The organism is Janthinobacterium sp. PLB04, from assembly GCF_021165895.1.
Lineage (GTDB): Bacteria > Pseudomonadota > Gammaproteobacteria > Burkholderiales > Burkholderiaceae_D > Janthinobacterium > Janthinobacterium lividum.
Genome location: NZ_CP088968.1, coordinates 1,304,438 through 1,325,346, shown reverse-complemented (window position 1 = coordinate 1,325,346; position 20,909 = coordinate 1,304,438). Strand labels below are relative to the sequence as shown.

Annotated in this window: 23 protein-coding genes and 1 riboswitch; of the genes, 20 read left to right on the top strand and 3 right to left on the bottom strand. The window is 63.3% G+C overall.

Translation table 11 applies throughout. The features are described 5' to 3' along the window. Positions 1-12: 12 nt before the first annotated feature. The 14 genes from LSO07_RS05900 to LSO07_RS05835 all read left to right on the top strand — a co-directional run bounded on the left by LSO07_RS05900 (position 13) and on the right by LSO07_RS05835 (position 13,383). A complete protein-coding gene (locus LSO07_RS05900; RefSeq protein ID WP_191909591.1) occupies positions 13-333 on the top strand; it encodes a hypothetical protein in 321 nt (106 codons plus the stop codon). A 189-nt stretch (positions 334-522) separates the two neighbouring features. Then, positions 523-1,563: a nicotinate-nucleotide--dimethylbenzimidazole phosphoribosyltransferase gene (cobT, locus tag LSO07_RS05895; protein WP_151092776.1), complete on the top strand. Its 1,041-nt coding sequence runs from the start codon at positions 523-525 to the stop codon at positions 1,561-1,563. A gap of 4 nt (positions 1,564-1,567) precedes the next feature. Next, positions 1,568-2,374: an adenosylcobinamide-GDP ribazoletransferase gene (locus tag LSO07_RS05890; protein WP_151092774.1), complete on the top strand. Its 807-nt coding sequence runs from the start codon at positions 1,568-1,570 to the stop codon at positions 2,372-2,374. Between the two features lie 6 nt (positions 2,375-2,380). Further along, positions 2,381-2,935, top strand: coding sequence for a histidine phosphatase family protein (locus LSO07_RS05885; RefSeq protein WP_151092772.1), 555 nt, complete (start codon positions 2,381-2,383; stop codon positions 2,933-2,935). 44 nt (positions 2,936-2,979) lie between these two features. Next, a riboswitch (cobalamin riboswitch) is annotated at positions 2,980-3,221 on the top strand. 10 nt (positions 3,222-3,231) lie between these two features. Next, a complete protein-coding gene (locus LSO07_RS05880) occupies positions 3,232-5,214 on the top strand; it encodes a TonB-dependent receptor domain-containing protein (protein WP_225317188.1) in 1,983 nt (660 codons plus the stop codon). Between the two features lie 88 nt (positions 5,215-5,302). Further along, a complete protein-coding gene (locus tag LSO07_RS05875) occupies positions 5,303-6,328 on the top strand; it encodes a FecCD family ABC transporter permease (protein ID WP_034785028.1) in 1,026 nt (341 codons plus the stop codon). After that, on the top strand, positions 6,325-7,098 hold the full coding sequence (locus LSO07_RS05870) for an ABC transporter ATP-binding protein (protein WP_151092770.1): 774 nt from the start codon (positions 6,325-6,327) through the stop codon (positions 7,096-7,098). The genes LSO07_RS05875 and LSO07_RS05870 overlap by 4 nt, the downstream gene beginning before the upstream one ends. After that, a complete protein-coding gene (gene cobO, locus LSO07_RS05865; RefSeq protein ID WP_151092768.1) occupies positions 7,095-7,727 on the top strand; it encodes a cob(I)yrinic acid a,c-diamide adenosyltransferase in 633 nt (210 codons plus the stop codon). The genes LSO07_RS05870 and cobO overlap by 4 nt, the downstream gene beginning before the upstream one ends. A gap of 7 nt (positions 7,728-7,734) precedes the next feature. After that, complete coding sequence (gene cobU / locus LSO07_RS05860) at positions 7,735-8,301, top strand: bifunctional adenosylcobinamide kinase/adenosylcobinamide-phosphate guanylyltransferase (protein WP_151092766.1); 567 nt, start codon at positions 7,735-7,737, stop codon at positions 8,299-8,301. Then, positions 8,295-9,248: an adenosylcobinamide-phosphate synthase CbiB gene (cbiB, locus tag LSO07_RS05855; protein ID WP_151092764.1), complete on the top strand. Its 954-nt coding sequence runs from the start codon at positions 8,295-8,297 to the stop codon at positions 9,246-9,248. The genes cobU and cbiB overlap by 7 nt, the downstream gene beginning before the upstream one ends. Next, the gene (gene cobD, locus LSO07_RS05850) at positions 9,241-10,227 is read left to right on the top strand and encodes a threonine-phosphate decarboxylase CobD (protein ID WP_151092762.1); all 987 of its coding nucleotides are present in this window, start codon (positions 9,241-9,243) and stop codon (positions 10,225-10,227) included. The genes cbiB and cobD overlap by 8 nt, the downstream gene beginning before the upstream one ends. Continuing rightward, positions 10,224-11,126 carry a cobalamin-binding protein gene (locus LSO07_RS05845; protein ID WP_151092760.1) on the top strand — a complete coding sequence of 301 codons (903 nt, stop codon included), beginning with the start codon at positions 10,224-10,226 and terminating at the stop codon, positions 11,124-11,126. The genes cobD and LSO07_RS05845 overlap by 4 nt, the downstream gene beginning before the upstream one ends. Continuing rightward, a complete protein-coding gene (locus LSO07_RS05840; RefSeq protein ID WP_034785001.1) occupies positions 11,123-11,932 on the top strand; it encodes an ABC transporter substrate-binding protein in 810 nt (269 codons plus the stop codon). The genes LSO07_RS05845 and LSO07_RS05840 overlap by 4 nt, the downstream gene beginning before the upstream one ends. Then, positions 11,929-13,383 carry a cobyric acid synthase gene (locus LSO07_RS05835; RefSeq protein ID WP_151092758.1) on the top strand — a complete coding sequence of 485 codons (1,455 nt, stop codon included), beginning with the start codon at positions 11,929-11,931 and terminating at the stop codon, positions 13,381-13,383. Before LSO07_RS05840 ends, LSO07_RS05835 begins: the two co-directional genes overlap by 4 nt. 3 nt (positions 13,384-13,386) lie before the next feature. Here LSO07_RS05835 and LSO07_RS05830 read toward each other — a convergent pair whose 3' ends face one another. Then, positions 13,387-14,541, bottom strand: coding sequence for a hypothetical protein (locus LSO07_RS05830; protein WP_151092756.1), 1,155 nt, complete (start codon positions 14,539-14,541; stop codon positions 13,387-13,389). Between the two features lie 206 nt (positions 14,542-14,747). Here LSO07_RS05830 and LSO07_RS05825 point away from each other — a divergent pair, with 206 nt between their 5' ends. The 6 genes from LSO07_RS05825 (at position 14,748) to yacG (ending at position 20,173) form a co-directional block, all read left to right on the top strand. Beyond that, positions 14,748-16,220 (top strand): DHA2 family efflux MFS transporter permease subunit, encoded by a 1,473-nt coding sequence (locus tag LSO07_RS05825; protein ID WP_225317187.1) that lies wholly within the window; start codon positions 14,748-14,750, stop codon positions 16,218-16,220. Between the two features lie 73 nt (positions 16,221-16,293). Then, positions 16,294-17,490: a type II secretion system F family protein gene (locus tag LSO07_RS05820; protein ID WP_151092754.1), complete on the top strand. Its 1,197-nt coding sequence runs from the start codon at positions 16,294-16,296 to the stop codon at positions 17,488-17,490. Between the two features lie 105 nt (positions 17,491-17,595). Next, the gene (locus tag LSO07_RS05815; protein ID WP_151092752.1) at positions 17,596-18,465 is read left to right on the top strand and encodes a prepilin peptidase; all 870 of its coding nucleotides are present in this window, start codon (positions 17,596-17,598) and stop codon (positions 18,463-18,465) included. Positions 18,466-18,497: 32 nt separating this feature from the next. Next, on the top strand, positions 18,498-19,145 hold the full coding sequence (gene coaE, locus LSO07_RS05810; RefSeq protein ID WP_151092750.1) for a dephospho-CoA kinase: 648 nt from the start codon (positions 18,498-18,500) through the stop codon (positions 19,143-19,145). A 62-nt stretch (positions 19,146-19,207) separates the two neighbouring features. Then, entirely contained in the window at positions 19,208-19,963 is a 756-nt protein-coding gene (gene zapD, locus LSO07_RS05805; RefSeq protein WP_034748811.1) for a cell division protein ZapD, read from the top strand. A gap of 18 nt (positions 19,964-19,981) precedes the next feature. Then, a complete protein-coding gene (gene yacG / locus LSO07_RS05800; RefSeq protein ID WP_034785391.1) occupies positions 19,982-20,173 on the top strand; it encodes a DNA gyrase inhibitor YacG in 192 nt (63 codons plus the stop codon). Positions 20,174-20,176: 3 nt separating this feature from the next. On the opposite strand, the gene LSO07_RS05795 is transcribed toward yacG, so the two are convergent. After that, on the bottom strand, positions 20,177-20,593 hold the full coding sequence (locus LSO07_RS05795; protein WP_151092748.1) for a type II toxin-antitoxin system VapC family toxin: 417 nt from the start codon (positions 20,591-20,593) through the stop codon (positions 20,177-20,179). A 3-nt stretch (positions 20,594-20,596) separates the two neighbouring features. Beyond that, positions 20,597-20,806, bottom strand: coding sequence for a FitA-like ribbon-helix-helix domain-containing protein (locus LSO07_RS05790; RefSeq protein WP_151092746.1), 210 nt, complete (start codon positions 20,804-20,806; stop codon positions 20,597-20,599). Positions 20,807-20,909 lie beyond the last annotated feature (103 nt).

Here is a 20,909-nt window from a genome sequence, read left to right as displayed (position 1 = left end):
CATGTGTAAGGCATGCCGCCAGCGTTCAATCTGAGCCAGGATCAAACTCTTCAGTTTAATCTCTGTTACTTTGCCCTTTTACAGGCACCATCATTGCTGATGGGTCGCTCACTCAAAAAACTGACAGGCCACTACTTTCGTAGCGCCTATTTCATTATTTCTTGTGAACATTTGATATATTTTAAGTTAGACGCCAATCCGAAGATTGACGCTGCACTTACATCAAATGCCCACACTTATCGACTGTTAATTGTTAAAGAACTGTATTCGGCACTGCTTTCGCGCTATCGACAAAGCGTTGTGTTTGTCAGCTGCGAAGAAGGAAGAGTATGAAGCATTTTGCTACCTCCGTCAACTCCTTCTTTTTTCTCGTCTCACTCGGCATTTGCATGCGTCGTTCAGCGAGGGGGCGAATTATAGCCTTGCCCCGCACGCCCCGCAAGCGCTATTTTGCAGCTGGGCAAATATTGCTGTGTGATATCGTATCGCCGACCATACCCTGCCTTATCCACATAGATTCCCATGCCTATCCCACACATCAGCCCTACCGCCAATTCCGCCCTGTCCAGCGCACTCGAACACGCCATCAATAGCAAGACCAAGCCGCTGGGCAGCCTCGGCATGCTGGAAACCCTGGCCCGCCAGATTGGCCTGATCCAGCAAAGCACGCAGCTGGCATTGCACCAGCCGGCCATCATCGTTTTTGCGGCTGACCATGGGGTCGTCGCCGAAGGCATTTCCGCCTATCCACAAAGCGTGACCTGGCAAATGGTGGAGAATTTCCTCGGCAACGGCGCCGCTATCAACGTTTTCGCCCGCCAGGCAGATTGCGCCCTCTATATAGTAGACGCCGGCGTGAACCACGCTTTCGGGCCACGCGACGGCTTGCTCGACCGCAAGCAAGGCCCGGGCACCCGTAACTTCGCCAAAGAACCTGCCATGAGCGAGCAACAATGCCTGGCCGCCATGCAGGCGGGGATGGATCTGGTCGCCACCCTGGATGGCAATGTGCTGGGCTTTGGCGAAATGGGTATCGGTAACACCACCGCTGCCGCAGCGCTGATGCACAAGCTGACGCAAACACCGGTCGCCGATTGCGTGGGCGCCGGCACCGGCCTGTCGAAGGAAGGCATCTTGCATAAACAGCAGGTCATCGAAGCGGCCGTCGCCCATCATGCGGCAGTCACCACGCCGCTCGACGCGCTGGCCACCTTCGGCGGCTTCGAAATCGCCATGATGGCCGGCGCCATGCTCAAGGCGGCCGAACGGCGCATGATACTGCTGATCGATGGCTTCATCGTCAGCAGCGCCCTGCTGGTGGCGGCCCGTCTGCAGCCGGCCATCCTCGATTACTGCGTGTTTTCGCACTGCTCCGATGAAAACGGTCATCGCCAGCTGCTGGCCAACCTGGGTGCGCGTCCGCTGCTGCACCTCGATTTGCGCCTGGGTGAAGGGACGGGTTCGGCGCTGGCCTTGCCGCTGCTGCACGCAGCCGTCAATTTCATGCGCGAGATGGCGACGTTTGCCTCGGCCCAGGTCAGCGAAAAATCCACGCCAGATTAAGACCATGGCCAATCCCGTTTCCGTCGCAGTCCATCAGTGCCGCCTCTTCTTCATCGCGCTGCAGTTTTTCACGCGCCTGCCCATCCCCCGCTGGGTGGGTTTCGAGCCGGCCTGGCTGCAGCATGCCTCGCGCTACTTCCCGCTGGTCGGCGTGGTCGTGGCATCCATCAGTGGCGCCGTGTATCTACTGGCCAGCTGGCTCCTGCCGTCGGCGGTAGCCGTGCTGCTGGCCGTCGCCGCCGGCATCTATCTGACGGGCGCCTTTCATGAAGACGGCTTCGCCGACATGTGCGACGGCTTTGGCGGCGGGACGACGCGCGAGCGGGTATTGGAAATCATGAAGGATTCGCGCATCGGCGCGTATGGCGCCATCGGCATCCTCTGCCTGCTGGCCATCAAGTGCACGGCGCTGGCCTCCCTGCCGCCACACATCGTCGTGGCGACACTGTTCATCGCCCACCCGCTCTCGCGCCTGGCCGCCGTTTCGCTGATCCGGTTCATGGACTATGCGCGCGACGAAGGTAAATCCAAGCCGATGGCGCAGGAGATGAGCACCGCTGAATTCCTCATCGCAGCCATCTGCGGCCTGCTGCCGCTCGTCGTGTGCGGCGCCCTGGGACTTTTTTACTGGGCCACGCTGGTCTTCGCCGTCGTGGCGGCGGCGGCGGCCGCATTCTGGCTGGGCCGCAAGTGCCAGCGCCGCCTGCAAGGCTACACGGGCGACTGCCTGGGCGCAGTGCAGCAAGTGGCGGAAGTGGCGGTCTATCTGGCCATCCTCTCCAGCTTCCAGCCTCCCCTGCGCTTCTATTAAACAAGCATGCGCCTGATCCTCGTTCGCCACCCCACGCCACAGGTAACCAGCGGCACCTGCTATGGCCGCAGCGACGTGGCGGTGGCGCCGCACGAACTGGCCACGGTGCGCGCCAGCCTGCAAGCAACCTTGCCAGCACATGTGCCGCTCTACGCCAGTCCGCTGCGCCGCTGCGCCGACCTGGCGACGGCCTTGGCGCAGGACTTGTCCGCGAGCGCCCTGCGTTTCGACGCGCGGCTGGCGGAGATGGATTTCGGAGCGTGGGAAATGCAGCCCTGGCATGCGATTGCGCGCGCGGAAATCGATGCCTGGGCAGCCGACGTAGCCTGGTACCGCCCCGGCGGGGGCGAGAATGTGCTGGCGATGGCCGCCCGCGTCGATGCGTTTTTAGGCGATCTGTTGCGCGAACAACACGAAACGGTCGTCATCATCTGCCATGCGGGCACCATCCGTCTGCTGTCGGCACTGCAAGCCCGGCTGCCATTGGAAGAAACGGCCCTGCTGGCCGCCCATTCCGCCCATAAAATCGCCTATGGTGCGACGGTCGTCGTCGATTTCTGATATCGAATCGCCCAGCCAGCCATTTCAGTCCACGCCTGCTGCACGTATAATGGCGGGGTTTTGGTGCCCGCGCTCATGTCCATGAGCGCAGTTAAACGGGAAACACGATGCCGCGACTGCGGCGAACGTGTGCTGCCCCCGCAACGGTAAGCAAGTGTCGCCCCTCTCTACAGGAAGCGGGCGACAAGCTATCTCTGACAACCACTGTGCTTGCAATCATCGAGCATGGGAAGGTGGGATAGCCCTACTTGCCAGCCCGGATACCGGCCAGGACAGGTGGAAGTGTGCGAACGGGGATGTTCGCGATCCGAATGGCCCATGGCCATCTTCGATCGTCATCTTCAGTTCCCACTTCTGTTCAATCTGGCCTACGGGGACGTCGGCTGGTTGCATATTACTTACTGAAAATTATCATGACCCATGCTGTTTCCCGCCACGCGGCGCTCACGTCGCTCGCGCTAGCCATTGCCGCGCCTGCCGCTTTCGCCCAGACCACGCCAGATACCTTCGATCCAGTGATCGTCACCGCAACCCGCACCCCGCAAAAAACCAGCGAACTGCTGGCCAATACGGCCATCATCACCAGCGAAGACATCGCGCGTTCGGGCGCAGGTTCCGTTACCGAATTGCTGCAAAAACAGCGCGGCATCGAAGTCGCTCGCAATGGCGGCGCAGGCACCGCAGCGTCGGTGTACATCCGTGGCGCGAACAGCACCCAGAATATCGTTCTGGTGGATGGCGTCCGCATCGGTTCCTCGACCTTGGGCACCGCCAACTGGAGCCCGGTTCCACTGGCAAACATCGACCGCATCGAAATCGTCTACGGTCCATTGAGCACCCTGTACGGTGCCGATGCCATCGGTGGCGTCATCCAGATTTTCACCAAAAAAGGTAGCGGCGCACCCGTGGTTGGCGCGTCCGTCGGCTTTGGCAGCGATGCCACGCGTCAATATGACGCCAGCGTTTCGGGTGCAACCGGTGGCTACAACAGCCTGAGCTACTCGCTGAACGTCAGCAAGGAAAAAAGCGACGGCTTTTCGGCCACCAAACCAGGTAATTTCTCTTACAACGCCGACAAAGACGGCTACGACAAGAAAAGCGTTACGGGCCAGGTTGGTTTCCAGCTGGCCAAGGGGCACGATCTGGGCCTGGTGTTCATGAACAGCAAGCTTGAAGCCCAGTACGATAGCGGCCCGGGCTATGACACGCGCAGCAATCAAAAGCTGGAAAACATCGGCGTATTCATGAACAATGAATTCGTTCAAGGCTGGCACAGCAAGGTACAAGTTGCCGAAGCACGCGACAAGGCCAACGAGGACACCTTTGCGGGCGCGGCCGGCAAGAGCTCTCTGGAAACCAAGCAATCGACTTTCGACTGGCAAAATGACATCGCTATCGGCGTCGACACGCTGCAATTGCTAGCCAGCTACCGCAAGGAAGAAGTCGTATCCAGCGCCAAGCCGATCTTGAATCGCGCCCGCGATACCAAGTCGCTGGCGGCTTCCTACACCATGAAGCGCGACCAGCACCTGCTCAGCGCCAGCCTGCGCCGTGACAAAATGTCGGAAACCGGTTCGACCACCACTGGCAGCCTTGGTTACGGCTACCAGATCAACAATGCCTTGCGCGCCACGGCCAGCTATGGCACCAGCTTCCGCCAGCCCACCTACAATGAGCTGTATTACCCGGGATACGGCATCGCCAGCAACCGTCCTGAAAAAGGCCGTAATGCTGAAGTTGGCCTGCGCTACGATGATGGCAAGACGCAACTGAGCGCCGTGTACTATCACAATCGCGTGACCGATTTGCTGATTTATGCGGATACCTGCCCGGTTGAAGTGGCCACGCATCCGTTCGGCTGCGCCTACAACGTCAACAAGGCATTGCTGGAAGGCATCACCCTGACTGGCCGCCGCAAGTTTGGCGACTTTGGTCTCAGCGGCAATATCGACCTGCAAGATCCGCGCGATCAAACCCTGGACAAATCGCTGGTGCGCCGCGCCAAGCGCCACGCCAACTTTGCAGCGGACTACAGCATCGGTCAACTGAATACGGGCGCCGAATGGCAATTGTCGGGCAAGCGTTTTGAAAATCCTGCCAATACGACCAGCTTGGGCGGTTATGGCTTGGTTAACCTGTTCGCTACCTATCAAGTGGCGCAGGACTGGTCGGTGCTGGCGCGCTGGAACAATATCACTGATAAGAAGTATGAACTGGCACGCAACTACAATACCGCCGGCTCCAACTTCTTCGTCGGCCTGCGTTACGGCTCGAAATAACCATGTAGTAATGATGTAAGCTGCGGGCGGTGGCGCTATCCGTCATCGCCCGCAGTGCAGTTCTGTGGTCCCCGTTTTAAAGGTATGCATGCACCCATTTTTCCGCAACATGCGCCACCGCGCCACCGTGATCCTCACGGTGCTGATCGTGTGCGCGGTTGCCAGCCTGATTTTCTCCGGCATGATCGGTTCGATCGCGATCCCGCTCGCCGACCTGCCTTCCGCCCTGTTCCATGTCGTGCAGGGCAAGACCGACACTCTCGCCGCCACCCTGCTCGACCTGCGCCTGGGCCGCGCGCTGACCGCGTTTGTCACCGGCGCGGCGTTGTCCTTGGCCGGCGTCATGATGCAGGCGCTGCTGCGCAATCCCCTGGCGGACCCCTATGTACTGGGCATTTCCGCCGGCGCTTCCGTCGGCGCGCTGGCCGCGCTGCTATTCATGTGCGCGCTGTGGGTGGTCGACGCGGCCGCCTTTGCAGGTGCCGTCGGCGTGTCCATGCTGCTGTATTTCTTTGCCCGCCGCGACCTGCGCGGCGGCACGGCCGCTGAAGGCGGCGCCTCGCTCTTGCTGCTGACGGGCGTGATACTGGCTTCGGCCTGCATGGCCATCGTCACCCTGATGCTCTCCATCGCCCCGGAAAGCCGCTTGCGCAGCATGGTGTTCTGGATGATAGGCGACCTGTCCGGCGCGCCCGCGCGGCTGATGCCGTGGCTGGTCCTGGCTGGCGCCATGGTCTTCGCGCTGCGCTGCGCGCGTTCGCTGAACGTCATGGCGCTGCACGCGGAAGCGGCCAGTACCCTGGGCGTGCGCGTGGGCGCCCTGCGCAAGGGCCTGTTCTTCTGCTCCGGCCTGCTCACGGCCAGCGCCGTCACCAGCGCCGGCAGCGTGGGTTTTGTGGGCCTGATCGTGCCGCATGCGCTGCGCTTTGCCTGCGGCCCCGATCATCGCCTGTTGATTCCCGCCGCCGCGCTGGCCGGCGGCACCTTCCTCGTATTAGCCGATACCTTGGCGCGCACCGTGCTGGCGCCATTGCAGCTGCCCGTCGGCGTGGTGACAGCCATGATCGGTGCGCCCGTCTTCCTGTACCAACTGCACCGCTTGCGCCGCACATGATACGTACCTACCAACTTGGCCTGAAGGCAGGCACGCGCTCCCTGGTGGAAAACCTCATCTGGCACATCAGGGATGGCGAATGCTGGAGCGTGATCGGCCGCAATGGCGCGGGCAAGAGCACCTTGCTGCGCACCCTGGCCGGCTTGCGCGAACCGGATGCTGGCCACGTGACGATACAGGGCCGCGCCCTGATCGATTGGCCTCTCGACGAACTGGCGCGCGAACGGGCTTTCCTGGCGCAGGCGCGCCACGATGCGTTCTCTTACCGCGTCATCGAAACGGTGCTGTCGGCGCGCCACCCGTACCACGACAATCATTACTGGGAAGGCAGCGACGACCAGCGCATCGCGCTGGCGGCGCTGGCCTCGATGGAAGTGGAGCACCTGGCCGAACGCGACGTGCGCAGCCTGTCCGGCGGCGAACGCCAGCGCGTGGCGATTGCCGCCATGCTGGCGCAGGATACGCCCTTGCTGCTGCTGGACGAACCGGCCAATGCGCTGGACCTGGCGCACCAGGTCAGCGTCATGGGCCTGCTGTCAAAACTGTGCCGCGAACAGAATAAAACCGTGGTGATGGTGGGGCATGACCTGAACCTGGCGCACAGCGTCTCGACCCATGCGCTGCTGCTGATGGGCGACGGCGGCTGGCTGGCCGGTCCCGTGGCCGATGTGATGCAGGCATCCATCCTGAGCGACTACCTGGGCCACCCGATCGAGATCATCGATCACGGCAAACGCAAGATATTCATACCGAAAGAGGATCAGACATGAGCAACAACAAACCTAGCGACGTAGAAACAGCCGCAATCAACGAACGCCACCGCGTGCGCATGGAGCGAAAAAAAGCCATCATTGACGCGGCCATCGCCAAGGCCGACAAGGAAATCGGCATCATCATCGTCAACACGGGCAACGGCAAGGGCAAGAGCTCGAGCGGCTTCGGCATGGCCATCCGCGCCATGGGTCACGGCATGAAGGTAGGCGTGGTGCAGTTCATCAAGGGCGCCATGTCGACGGGCGAAGAAAAATTCCTGCGCCGCTTCCCCGATGAAATCAGTTTTCATGCGATGGGCGAAGGCTATACCTGGGAAACGCAGAACCGCGAGCGCGACATCGAAAAGGCCGAACTGGCATGGGAACAGGCGAAGACCTTCCTGGCCGACCCAAGCTACGGCCTGGTGCTGTTCGACGAACTCAATATCGCCCTCAAGTACAACTACCTCGACGTGCACAAGATCATCGCCGATCTGCTGGAACGTCCGCAGATGCAGCACGTGGTCATCACGGGCCGCGGCGCACCGGACGAACTGATCGCGATCGCCGACACCGTCACCGAAATGGCCGTCGTCAAGCATGCTTACGCGGCCGGCATCGGCGCACAAATCGGCACCGAGTGGTAACAGCGCCATGACGCGCACTCTGGTCTTCGGCGGCGCCCGTTCCGGCAAGAGCGCCCATGCGGAAATGCTGGCCCGCGAGTCCGGCAAGGAAGTGATCTACCTCGCCACCGCGCAGGCGGGCGATGCTGAAATGGCCACGCGCGTCAGGCATCACCGCGCACAGCGCCCGGCCGAGTGGACAACCCTGGAAGAACCGCTGCGCCTGGGCGACGCCATCCTGCGGGAAGCACGGTCCGGCCGTCTGCTGCTGGTCGACTGCCTGACCCTGTGGCTGACGAATCTGATGTTTTCCAGCGGCGAGACGTATCCGGACGTGGGCGATATCATCTTGCCTGAACTGTTCCACAGCGAGCGAGCGCACCTGCTGTATGCGCTGGCCGAAATCGGCGACACCGGCTGCGACCTCGTTCTCGTATCAAACGAAGTGGGCATGGGCATCGTGCCGTATGGCGCCATCTCGCGCTGCTTCACCGACGAGGCAGGCCGCTTGAACCAGGCCGTGGCGGCCGTGTGCGACAAGGCTGTCTTTGTCGCCGCCGGCCTGCCGCTGTACCTGAAAGGCAGCCCATGCTGAGCGGCTTGTCGCTGCCCATGCTGGCCGCCTTGATGACGGCCGGCGTGCTGCTCGACATGCTGCTGGGAGAAACGCGCCGCTGGCATCCGCTGGTCGGCTTTGGCCGCATCGCCAGCACACTGGAACGCCTGCTGAACCGGGGCCGCGCACGTTTTATGCGCGGCATGCTGGCATGGTGGCTGGCCGTGCTGCCCATCAGCTATGCCGCCTACTGGTTGTGCGGCCTGGCGGGTGCCGCCCTCCACGTCTTCCTGCTGTATCTATGTCTGGGCCTGCGCAGCCTGCGCGACCACAATCAACCGATTGCCGATGCCCTGCTCATCGATGACCTGGACAATGCGCGCCTGCTGACGGCGCGCATTGTCAGCCGCGACACGGCCGACGCCGATGCGGCCAGCCTGGCCAAGGCCAGCACGGAATCCCTGCTGGAAAACGGCAACGATGCCGTCTTCGGCACCCTGTTCTGGTTTGCGGTGGCGGGCGGCCCTGGCGCAGTCCTATTCAGGCTGGCCAATACCCTCGACGCCATGTGGGGCTACCGCAACGCACGCTACAACTGGTTCGGCTGCTGCGCCGCGCGCATCGACGACATCCTCAATTATCTGCCGGCGCGCCTGACGGCCCTGTCCTATGTCTTGCTGGGCAAGAGCATGGCGGACAAGAAGCGCGCCTGGCAGTGCTGGCGCACGCAGGCCCCAAACTGGGGCAGTCCGAACGCGGGTCCAGTGATGGCAAGCGGCGCCGGCGCCCTGGGCCTGGCCCTCGGCGGCGACGCCATCTACGATGGCGAACTGGAACGCCGCCCGCCGCTGGGCGCCGGCCGTACCGCCGAAGCGCGCGACATCGACCGCGCCTGGCGCCTCGTGGCCGAGACGGCCGTGTTGTGGCTGATCTGGGTGGCGCTGCTGGCGGGCCTGTTCTACCTGAAGGGGAAATACCTTGCTTGAACATGGCGGCAACCTGCGCGACGCCGCGCGCGAGTATGGACGGCCCATCGCCGGCTGGATCGACCTGTCGACGGGCATCAATCCGCACTGGTATGCAGCGCCGGCAGTCGACGCCAACGCCTGGCACCGGCTGCCGGAAGCCGATCCCGCGCTGGCCGCTACCGCCTGCGCGTATTACAACGCACCCGCCATGCTGCCGGTTGCCGGCACGCAAGCCGCCATCCAGGCCCTGCCCCGGCTACGCGCGCCGTCGCGCGTGATGGTGGCCGCACCGTCGTATGCGGAACATGCGCACCACTGGAGCCAGCACGGCCACGCATTACACCAAGTGCCATATGCGCAGCTGGCCGATGCCGTCGGCCACTGCGACGTGCTGGTCATCTGCAACCCGAACAATCCCACGGGCGAACGCATCGCCCCCGCACTGCTGCTGGAATGGGCTGGCAAATTGGCCGCGCGCGGCGGCTGGCTGGTGGTCGATGAAGCGTTTGGCGACACGGAAACGCACGCCAGCCTGGGGCCACACTCGGGCCAGCTTGGCCTGATCGTGCTGCGCTCCATCGGCAAATTCTTTGGCCTGGCGGGACTGCGCCTGGGCTTTGTCGCCGCCCATCCCGCACTGCTGGTACAACTGGCCGATATGCTGGGTCCGTGGACCGTCAGCGGCCCGGCGCAGCAAGTGGCACTGGCCGCCTTGAACGACACGCACTGGCAGGAAGCGATGCGCGAGCGTCTGCGCGGCGAAGGCGCCCGTTTGCAACAGCTATTGGCCGCGCACGGCATCGCCAGCAGCGGTACGGCGCTGTTTCAATGGTGGCCGGACACGCGCGCCGAAGCGTTCTGGCAGCACATGGCAGAATCAGGCATCTGGGTACGCCTGTTCCGCCACGCGGCCCACGGCATCCGCCTGGGCCTGCCCCCCGACGAACACGCCTGGCTGCGCCTGCAGCAGGCCCTCACCGCATGGAAGCACACATGAAAATCCTGAAAATATCGCTGCTGCTGGCTGGGCTGGTCTCGCTGCAGGCGCATGCCGCCATCACCGTGCGCGACGACGATGGGAATACCGTCACCGTGGAAAAACCGGCGCAGCGCATCCTGGCGCTGGCGCCGCACGTGACGGAACTGCTGTTCGCAGCCGGCGGCGGCGAGAAGATCGCCGGTGTCGTCAGCTATAGCGACTACCCGGAAGCGGCAAAGAAGATCACGCAAGTGGGCGACAACCGCCAGTACGACATGGAGCGCATCATCGCCATGAAGCCGGACCTGATCGTCGTGTGGATGCACGGCAGCGCCGAGCGCCAGATCGCCATGCTGCGCCAGCTGAAGGTGCCGATCTATCACAGCGAACCGCGCAAGCTGGCCGATATCCCCGACAGCATGGAGCGCCTGGGGCAATTAATGGGCACGGAAAAAACCGCCAAACCGGCCGCCGCGCAGCTGCGCGCCAAACTGGCCAGCCTGACGGCCCGGTATGCGCAGCGTCCGCCCGTGCGCGTGTTTTACCAGGTGTGGGACAAACCCTTGTATACCTTGAGCGGCGCGAGCATCATCAGCGATTCCATGCGCGTGTGCGGCGGCCAGAATGTCTTTGCCGCGATGAAGGTGGTGGCGCCCGTCGTCACGCCGGAAGGCGTGCTGCAGGAAGATCCGGAAGTCATTTTCGGCACCAGCGAAAAAAGCGATCCGCGCAGCGAAGGCGGCCTGGCCATGTGGCGCGCCTTCCCGTCGATGACGGCCGTGCGCCGGAATAACCTGCTCCGCCTGAATGGCGACCTGCTGAACCGCGCCGGCCCGCGCATGATCGAAGGCACCGCCGCCATGTGCGAACAGCTGGAAGCGGCCCGCCAGCGCCGCACCAGCAAGGCGGCTCAATGAGCCACTACCAGCGCATCGCGTGCCTGTCGACGGAAGCCGTGGAGACACTGTACGCGCTGGGCGCGGAAGACGTCATCGCGGGCATTTCCGGCTTTACCGTGCGTCCACCCCGGGCGCGCGAGGAAAAAACCAAAATCAGCGGCTTTTCCTCCTCGAACCTGGAGCGCATCCTGGCCGTCCAGCCCGACCTCGTGATCGGTTTTTGCGACATGCAGGCCGATATCTGCCGCGACCTGGTCAAGGCCGGCATCGAAGTGCACCAGTTTAACCAGCGCACGGTGGAAGGCATCCTGCGCATGATCGCCGTGCTGGCCGCACTGGTGCGGCGCGAGGAAGCGGGACGCGCACTGATCGCCAGCCTGCGCGCGGACATCGCCGCCGCCCGGGCCCGCGCCGCAGCCTGGACACGCAAGCCCGTGATCTACTTTGAAGAGTGGAACGATCCCCTGATGAGCGGCATCGGCTGGGCTGCCGAATTGATCGGCATCGCCGGCGGCACGGACGCCTTCCCGGAATTGTCCGCGCATCCGGGTGCAAAAGAGCGCATCATCGCCGATCCTTTGACCGTGGTGCGGCGCGCTCCCGACATCATCATCGCCACCTGGTGCGGCAAGAAGTTCCAGCCAGCGCAGTTGACGGCACGTCCGGGCTGGGATGCGATTCCCGCAGTACGCAATGACATGCTGTTCGAGATCAAATCGCCCGACATACTCTCTCCCGGTCCGGCCGCCATCACGGAGGGATTGCGCCAGATCAGCGACATCATCGCGCAATGGCAGGAGAATCAGAAAGAGCAGCAGGCATGAAGAGTCCCTTCCCCGCCCTGATGGTGCAGGGCACGACATCCGACGCGGGCAAGAGCACCGTCGTCGCGGCCCTGTGCCGATTGTTGAAACGCCGTGGCGTGACGGTGGCGCCGTTCAAGCCGCAAAACATGGCCTTGAACAGCGCCGTGACCAGCGACGGCGGCGAGATCGGCCGCGCGCAAGCCCTGCAGGCGCTGGCCTGCGGCATCGCGCCGCACACGGACATGAACCCGGTGCTCTTGAAACCGTCGTCGAACACGGGCGCGCAAGTGATCATCCACGGCAAGGTGCGCGCCGAAATGGATGCGCGCGACTACCAGCAATATAAAACCATCGCCATGGGCGCCGTGCTGGAATCCTACACGCGCTTGCGCCAGCAATACGACGCCGTCGTCGTCGAAGGCGCGGGCAGCCCCGCCGAAGTCAACTTGCGCGCGCGCGACATCGCCAACATGGGCTTTGCGGAAGCCGTCGACTGCCCCGTGATCCTGGTGGCCGACATCGACCGGGGCGGCGTCTTCGCCCACATCATCGGCACCCTGGCCTGCCTGTCCGACAGCGAACGGGCACGCATCCTCGGCTTCGTCATCAACCGCTTCCGCGGCGACATCTCGCTGCTACAACCCGGCATCGACTGGCTGGAACAGCAGACGGGCAAGCCCGTGCTGGCCGTACTGCCCTACCTGCAAGGCCTGTTCCTCGACGCGGAAGACGCCGTCGAAGCGATGCAGGCCGAACGCGGCGCCTTCAAGGTGGTGGTGCCGCAACTGCCGCGCATCAGCAACCACACGGACTTTGACGCGCTGCGCGCCCACCCCGATATCGACCTGCAATTCGTCCAGCATGGGCAGCCGATTCCAGCGGCCGACCTGGTGATCCTGCCGGGCAGCAAAAACACGCGTGGCGACCTGGCCTGGCTGCAGCAGCAAGGCTGGCCCGCCTACCTGGCGAAACACCTGCGCTATGGCGGCAAGGTGCTCGGCATCTGCGGCGGCTTCCAGATGCTGGGGCAAAGCGTGTGCGATCCGCTGGGTGTGGAAGGCGCGGCGGGAGAGTCAAAGGCACTGGGCCTGCTCGACATGGTGACGGAGCTGACGAGCGACAAGCGGCTGGAGCAGGTGCGCGGCCGCTGCGCGTTTGCCGTCGCGGCCGATGCGCCCGTGGCAGGCTATGAAATCCACATGGGTGTGTCGCATGGCGCGGCGCTGGCACAGCCGGCCTTTGTCATCGATGGGCGGCCGGAAGGGGCCGTGTCGGGCGACGGTCAAATCCTCGGCAGCTATTTGCACGGCATGTTCGATACACCCGCCGCATGTTCGGCGCTGCTGCGCTGGGCGGGGCTGGACTCCGGCCACACGGTGGACACCGCCGCCCTGCGCGAGGCCAGCCTGGATCGCATCGCCGATGCTGCCATGCCGCTGCTGGCTGCACTGGATGACCTCAAACGCTAGCGGCTATTTTTTCATGCACATGCCCATGTACGAGCGGTCGGTCGAAAACTCGACCGCCATGCTCGACGACACCGGCATGAACATCGAATAGTCGGCCGGCACGTCGGCCGGGTCCTTGAGCACGGCGATGCCATCGAAATCGGCGGCCTGCGCGCCCAGGCCCAGCTTGTTGACGGTGATGGTTTCCGCATGCGTCTTGCCGGTCGTGTCATTCGTCAGGGTGGCGGTGCTGCCGGCAACCTCGATCTTGGCGCTGATGCCCTGCGCCACACAGGCGTAGCTGCCGTTGATTTCCGTGCCGATCTTTTGCTGCCTGGCGGCCACGATGGTACCCACGCGCAGCACGTTTTCCTGGTTGCGGCTGTAGCGGTCGATGAACAGCGCCAGCCCCCGGTCCCCCGCATGCACGTGCACGATGCCGAAGTCCTGGCCACCCTGCCGGGCGACGATCAAGCCGTTCTTCGCATCCTTGACCAAGGTCAGGCTGGCGTTTTCCGCTTCCAGCTGCGGTGATACTGCGGAGCACACGCCTTGCGCATTGAACACGCCGCCATTGCACAGTTGGGCCGCGCCGTCGGCGGAGATCTTGAGACTGCCTTTCGGATTGAAACGGTCGCCGCCGTTCGAGGCATTGCGCATGGCGCCCAGGAAAATATAGCTGCCGGCCAGCTTGGCCACGTCACCCGCCGCATAGCCGGTACCGCTGACGGTCGAGACCAGATTACCCAATTTGATATTGCCCGACAGAAGACGCGTGCGCGCATCGACGGCGACGCTGAAATCCGTTGCCGTGTAAATAGTGAGATTGCCGCTGGTGGATGCGGTAAACGTGCCGCTGCGGTCGTTCAAGCCGAACTGCGTCGACAGCACGCGGATGGCGTAGGTTTTCTTGACATGGTCAAACGTGATGCGCCAGGTGTCGCCGATATCGGCAGCCACGTCATACACGCTTTCATCGGCGCTGGCGCCCGCAATGACGCTCAAGCCCGCCTCTTTGGCCACGGCGGCGGACGCCACCGTCACGCTGTCGGCGGGGGGGACGGCGGGCGTGACGACGACAGGCGGCGTGATGGGCGCTTCCGGCGCGCCGCCATCACTGCCGCCACCGCATGCGGACAGGGCCGCGCCCAGGACGAGGAACGTAAGTGCATTTTTCATGTGATGTGACTTTCGGGGAAAAGAGGCCGGAGCTGCCAGAAAACACATGCTAGCCTTGCCCGCAATCTATTGCCATAGAACAAATGTTCCATGGACGATGCCCCCGGAACGCTGCCAAAATGCACGGCGCGGGCGGCACGCCTGCGCCATTTATGTGACAATTCACCGTACTGTCGGCTCCGTTTCTCCTCCTCAGGCTCACATCCATGACCAGTTCCCCGATCAAAAGCTACCTTCCCTGGGTGGTCGCCACCGCCCTGTTCATGGAGCAACTCGACTCCACCATCGTCAACACCGCCATCCCTTCCATGGCCGCCAGCCTCAACGTGACGCCGCTGAGCCTGAAGGCCGTCGTCACCAGCTACATCCTGAGCCTGGCCGTGTGTATTCCCATCAGCGGCTGGATGGCCGACCGCTTCGGCACGCGGCGCGTGTTTTCCGCCGCCGTTGCCATCTTTACCCTCGCCTCCATCCTGTGCGGCCTGTCCGTGAATGCGCCCATGCTGGTGGCTGCGCGCCTGCTGCAAGGGGTGGGCGCGGCCATGATGATGCCGGTGGGCAGGCTCACCATCATCCGCACTTTTCCCAAGTCGCAATTGCTGGCGGCCATGAATTTCGTCATCATTCCGGCCCTGATCGGCCCCCTGCTGGGGCCCACGGTGGGCGGGCTGATCGTGCACTGGCTGTCGTGGCGCGAGATTTTCTTCGTCAACGTGCCTGTCGGCCTGGTGGCGCTGTACCTGGCGCACCGCTACATGCCCGACTACTATGGCGACAAGCCCCGTCCGCTGGACCTGATCGGCCTGGTGCTGTTCGGCACGGGCATCGCGCTGCTGTCGTGGCTGCTGGAAATCTTCGGCGAACACCGCATCGATGGCACCTCGTTTGCCGTGCTGCTGTTCATTTCCATCAGCCTGCTGGCCGCGTATGTCTGGCATTCGAGCGAAGTGCTGCACCCGCTGCTGCGCCTGACCCTGTTCAAGATCCGCACCTTCCGCGTCTCCGTGGTGGGCGGCTTCGTCACGCGCCTGGGCGTGGGCGGCCTGCCCTTCCTGCTACCGCTGCTGTACCAGCTGGGCCTGGGCTTGCCCGCCTGGCAATCGGGCTTGCTGATGATGCCGTCGGCCGCGGCCGCCATGGGCATGAAATTCATTTCCGCGCGCGTGCTGGCCCGCTTCGGCTACCGCCAGGTACTGATCGTCAACACCGTGCTGATCGGCGTCACCATCGCCATGTTTTCGCTGGTGGGCGTGGGCACGCCCCTGTACGTGATCGTCGCCATCAGCCTGTGCATGGGCTTTTTCAATTCGCTGCAGTTTTCCAGCATGAACACCATCGCGTATGCCGATGTCGACAAGGCCGATTCCAGCATGGCCAGTACCATCGCCAGTTCGATGCAGCAGCTATCGATGAGCTTTGGCCTGGCTTTCGGTTCGCTGATCACGGGCTGGTACCTGGGCGACATGCCGCAGTCGGACCGCACCATGCTCAGCACGGCCCTGCATCATGCCTTCCTGACCCTGGCGGCCCTGACGGTGCTGTCCTCGCTGACTTTCTGGACACTGCGCCGCGACGATGGCGAAAGCATCAGCAAGGGCACGGACAGCGACGAGGAGGATGCGGCCGACGTGACGGCCCAGGCCGTTGTGCAGACGGAAGTGCAAACCACAAAAGGCTGAGCCACATCAAGCTTGCCGCCAGCGCCGCTGGTGCTTTCTCCCGGCCCTGCTACCGTGACGGCAGGAGGTGCACATGGCGGCCGAGCGGCGCTTTGCGTGGAAGGGCACGGACCGCCATGGCAGGGCGGTCGATGGCGTCTTGCGCGCTGCCGACGCCAGCGCCGCCAAGGTCGCGCTGAGACGCGAGGGTATCCTGGCCACCCGGGTGCAGGCTGAACGCGCCGCGCCCGGCAAGGCCATCACGCGCAAGGATATCGCCCTGTTCACGCGCCAGTTGTCGACCATGATGGCGGCCGGCGTGCCGCTGCTGCACGCCTTCGACATCGCCGGCAAGGGGCACGCCAAACCTGCGATCACGGAACTGATGCGCGACTTGCGCCACGACATCGAAGCGGGCAGCAGCCTGCAGCAGGCATTCCGCCAGTTCCCGCTGCTGTTTGACGAGCTGTACTGCAACCTGCTGGCGGCAGGCGAACAGGCCGGCATCGTGCAGGATTTGCTGGCGCGCCTGGCCACGCACCAGGAAAAGGCCATCGCCCTGCGGCGGCAGGTGCGCGGCGCATTGATGTATCCGCTGGTCATCGTGCTCGTCGCCATCGTCGTCACGGCCATCATCATGAGCGTGGTCGTACCCGCTTTCCGCCAGGTCTTCGACAGCTTTGGCGCGCCCTTGCCGCTGCCCACCCTGGTCGTCATGGGCTTGTCCGCCTTTGTTGTCCGCTACTGGCTGGCCTTGCTGGGGGCGCTGCTGCTGGCCTGCCTGCTGCTGCACCTGGCCTGGCGCCGCTATCCCGCGTGGCGGCGCAACATCCAACTGCAGGCCTTGCGCCTGCCCGTGTTCGGTCCCCTCCTGCGCAAGGCGGCAATCGCCCGCTGGACGCGCACCTTGGCTGCCATGTTCGCCGCCGGCGTGCCGCTGCTCGACTCGCTCAGCCTGGTGGGCGCCGCTTCAGGCCACACGCTGTACCAGGAAGCGACGACACGCATCGAACGCGACATCCGCGCCGGCGGCAGCCTGGCCCTGGCCATGGAACACAGCGGCGTATTTCCGCCCTTGCTGACGCAGCTGGCCCTGATCGGCGAGGAATCGGGCGCGCTCGACGCCATGCTGTCGCGCGCGGCCGATATCATCGAGGCGGACATCGACGCTATGGTCGCCACCCTTTCCACGCTGCTGGAGCCGGCGCTGATGGTGGTGCTGGGCGTGCTGGTCGGCTCCCTCGTGATCGCCCTGTATTTGCCGATTTTCAAGCTGGGCGCCGTGATTTGACGATGCCATCGAGCAAAACGTCCCCATGTGCCGGCGGATGTTTTACACTGCGGCAGTGCCAGGCAATGTTTGCGCGGCAACATCATTACCTCAGACAAATCCACCATGCTGCAAGATACCCTGCTGTTCGCCGCGCCCGGCAACCTGCCCGTCGCCCTCGTCGCCGCCCTGTTCGGCCTGATCGTCGGCAGCTTCCTCAACGTGGTGATCCACCGCGTGCCGAAAATGATGCAGCGCGAATCCGATAATTACGTGGCGGAAGAAAGCGGCTTGCCCTTGCCGCACACGGACCGCTACAACCTGATGCTGCCGCACTCGAACTGCACCGCTTGCGGCCACCGCATCACGGCCATGGAAAACATCCCCGTCATCAGTTACCTGCTGCTGCGCGGCAAATGCAGCGCCTGCCAAGCGCCGATCTCCGTGCGCTATCCGCTGGTCGAACTGCTGACGGGCGCCCTGTCGGCCCTTCTGGTCTGGCACTTCGGCAGCGGCTGGACGGGTCTCGCCACCCTCGTGTTTGCCTGGCTGCTGATCGCCATGACCTTCATCGACGCCGATACGCAAATGCTGCCCGACGATCTCACCTTTCCCCTGCTGTGGGCGGGCCTGCTGGTCAATATCAATGGCACTTTCGTGCCCCTGCAAGACGCCGTCATCGGCGCGGCCGCCGGCTACTTGGCCCTGTGGGGCGTGTACTGGGCCTTCAAGCTGGCGACAGGCAAGGAGGGAATGGGCTATGGTGACTTCAAATTGCTGGCGGCGCTCGGTGCGTGGCTGGGCTGGACGATGCTGCCGACGATCATCTTATTGTCATCGCTGGTCGGCGCCGTGGTCGGCATCGGGCTGATCGTGTTTGCCAAGCGCGGACGCGACAAACCGATTCCGTTCGGCCCCTACCTGGCTGCGGCAGGCCTGATCGCCTTGCTGTACGGTACGCCCCTGTCCCGCCTCACGCTAGGCCTGATTGGCTGACCGGCGCAGCACTGCCCCCTATGGATAAATACATGCAAAGACAAAACGTCCCTTATTTCAGCGTGGGTCTCACCGGCGGCATCGGTTGCGGCAAGAGCACGGTGGCCGACCTGTTCGCCGCGCACGGCGCCTCCATCGTCGATACCGACCAGATCGCGCACAGCCTGACGGCGCAAAATGGCGCAGCCATGCCAGCCCTGGTGGCGGAATTTGGCCCCGACTACGCCGATGCGCGCGGCGCCCTCGACCGCACCAGAATGCGCAACCTCGTGTTTTCCGATGCCGCCGCCAAGGCGAAACTGGAAGCCATCCTGCATCCGCGCATCCGCCAGGCGACCCTGGCGGCGGCCGCCGAAGCGACAGGCAGCTACGTGATCTTTGCCGTGCCCCTGCTCGTCGAGTCCGGCGGATGGGTGGAGCGGGTCAACCGGGTTCTCGTCATCGACTGCCTGGAAAGCCTGCAAGTGTCGCGCGTGATGGCGCGCAATGGCTTGTCGGAAGAACAAGTCAAAGCCATCATGGCCACGCAGGCGACGCGCGCCATGCGCCTGGCGGCGGCGGACGATGTGATCGACAATAATGGCGATTTGGCCGCCCTGGCGCCGCAGATTGCCCAGTTGCACGATTTATATCTGGCATTTTCAAAAAGAATGGCCGGAATCGGGCCGCAACGTTTGTAATTTGTCGACGCTTGGTTCAAAATCACGGGATTGTTTGCAGGTCCTTACTTAAGGGAATTATTTTGATTGTCTACGAATACCCTTTCAACGAACGCATACGTACCTTGTTGCGGCTGGAAGACCTGTACGACAAATTCAAGTTCTTCATCCAGCAAGAGCATGCAATGCAGCATCATGTTGCCTTGGCAACTATTTTCGACATGCTCGAAGTGGCCGGCCGCGCCGACCTGAAGTCAGACCTGCTGCAGGAACTCGAGCGCCAGCGCCAAAGCCTGCTCGGCTACCGCAGCAATCCAAATGTGGAACCGGAAACCCTCGATGCCATCTTGGGCGAACTCGACAGCGTCAGCGGCGCCCTGGTGGCGGCGCAAGGCAAGACGGGCCAGAATATCCGCGACAATGAATGGCTGATGAGTATCCGCGGCCGCACCATCATTCCGGGCGGCGCCTGCGAATTCGACTTGCCGTCCTACTTTGCCTGGCAAAAACGCAGCTCCGAGCAGCGCCTTACCGATATCCACGCGTGGTTTGCCCCGCTGGCGCCCCTGTTCGATGCGCTGGCCCTCGTATTGCGCCTGCTGCGCGATTCCGGCGGACCCGTTAAACTGATCGCCAATGGCGGCAGCTACCAGCAAATGCTGCAAGGCAAGGTGTACCAGATGCTGCGCCTGAGCCTGGATGAAAACAGCGGCGCCATCCCAGAAATTTCCGCCAACAAATATATGCTGTGGGTGCGCTTTACCACCCAGGGTGGCGATTTGAAACCCAAACCGCTGGAAGAAGATGTTCCGTTCGAGCTCACGCTCTGCAATTTTTAATTGTTACTTATTTGCCCCATCATGACCGTCGTTAATTGCCCTACCTGTGCCGCCAAAGTCGAATGGACTGAAGCCAACAAATACCGCCCGTTCTGCTCGGAACGCTGCAAGCAGATCGACCTGGGCGCCTGGGCCGAAGAAAAATACACGATCCCCGCCGCCGATCCGTTCGAAGATCCCCTCGCGGACGAAGACAACAAGCCGCAATAAGCCTCAACTAAACGGATTTTCCAGGCGCAGTCCCTGCGCCGCGAAACTGTCGAGTCTGCCACTGACCACCGTCAATCCATAGGCGATGCCCATCGCCGCGATCTGCCCATCGACGCCGTGCGCGTGGCCGCGCGCATGCAGGCGCGCGCACACGAGCGCGCAATCAAGGTCGAATTCCAGCAGCCGCGGCGCATATTCTGACAGCACGGCTTCCAGCCAGCCTTCCAGCGCCAGTGCTTCCAGCGCCGCCTCGCGCCGCCAGCTGCGCTGTATGCCTGCGCGCAGTTGCGCAATCACCTGCACCGGTACATAGCGCATTTCCGGCGCCACCTGTTCAAAAAAATCGAGCACGCCCGCCGGCGCAGCGCCGCCCTTGCGCCCTGCAACAATCACATCCGTATCGACCAGGTAGGCGGGCATGGCTCAAGAGCGGCGCTCGAAGTCCGCATCGTGCCCCACGTCGGGCATGCCGCGCAGAATATCGTCGAGCGGGCGCTTCGGCAGCGGCCGCAAGGCGCTGCGCAGGATGTCGCGATGCTCGTCCTCGATGCTGCGTCCATGCGCGCGGGCACGCTTGTGCAAGGCGGCAATCAGCAATTCATCGGTATCGGTAAAGGTCAGTGTCAGCGGCATGCGAGACTCCCCAATGCGTGATGAAAGCACTGTAGCGCAAAGCGCGCGCGATACAAGGAAAGTAACAGGAAAGCTTGCGCCAGCACGCAGCATGCTGCTGCCT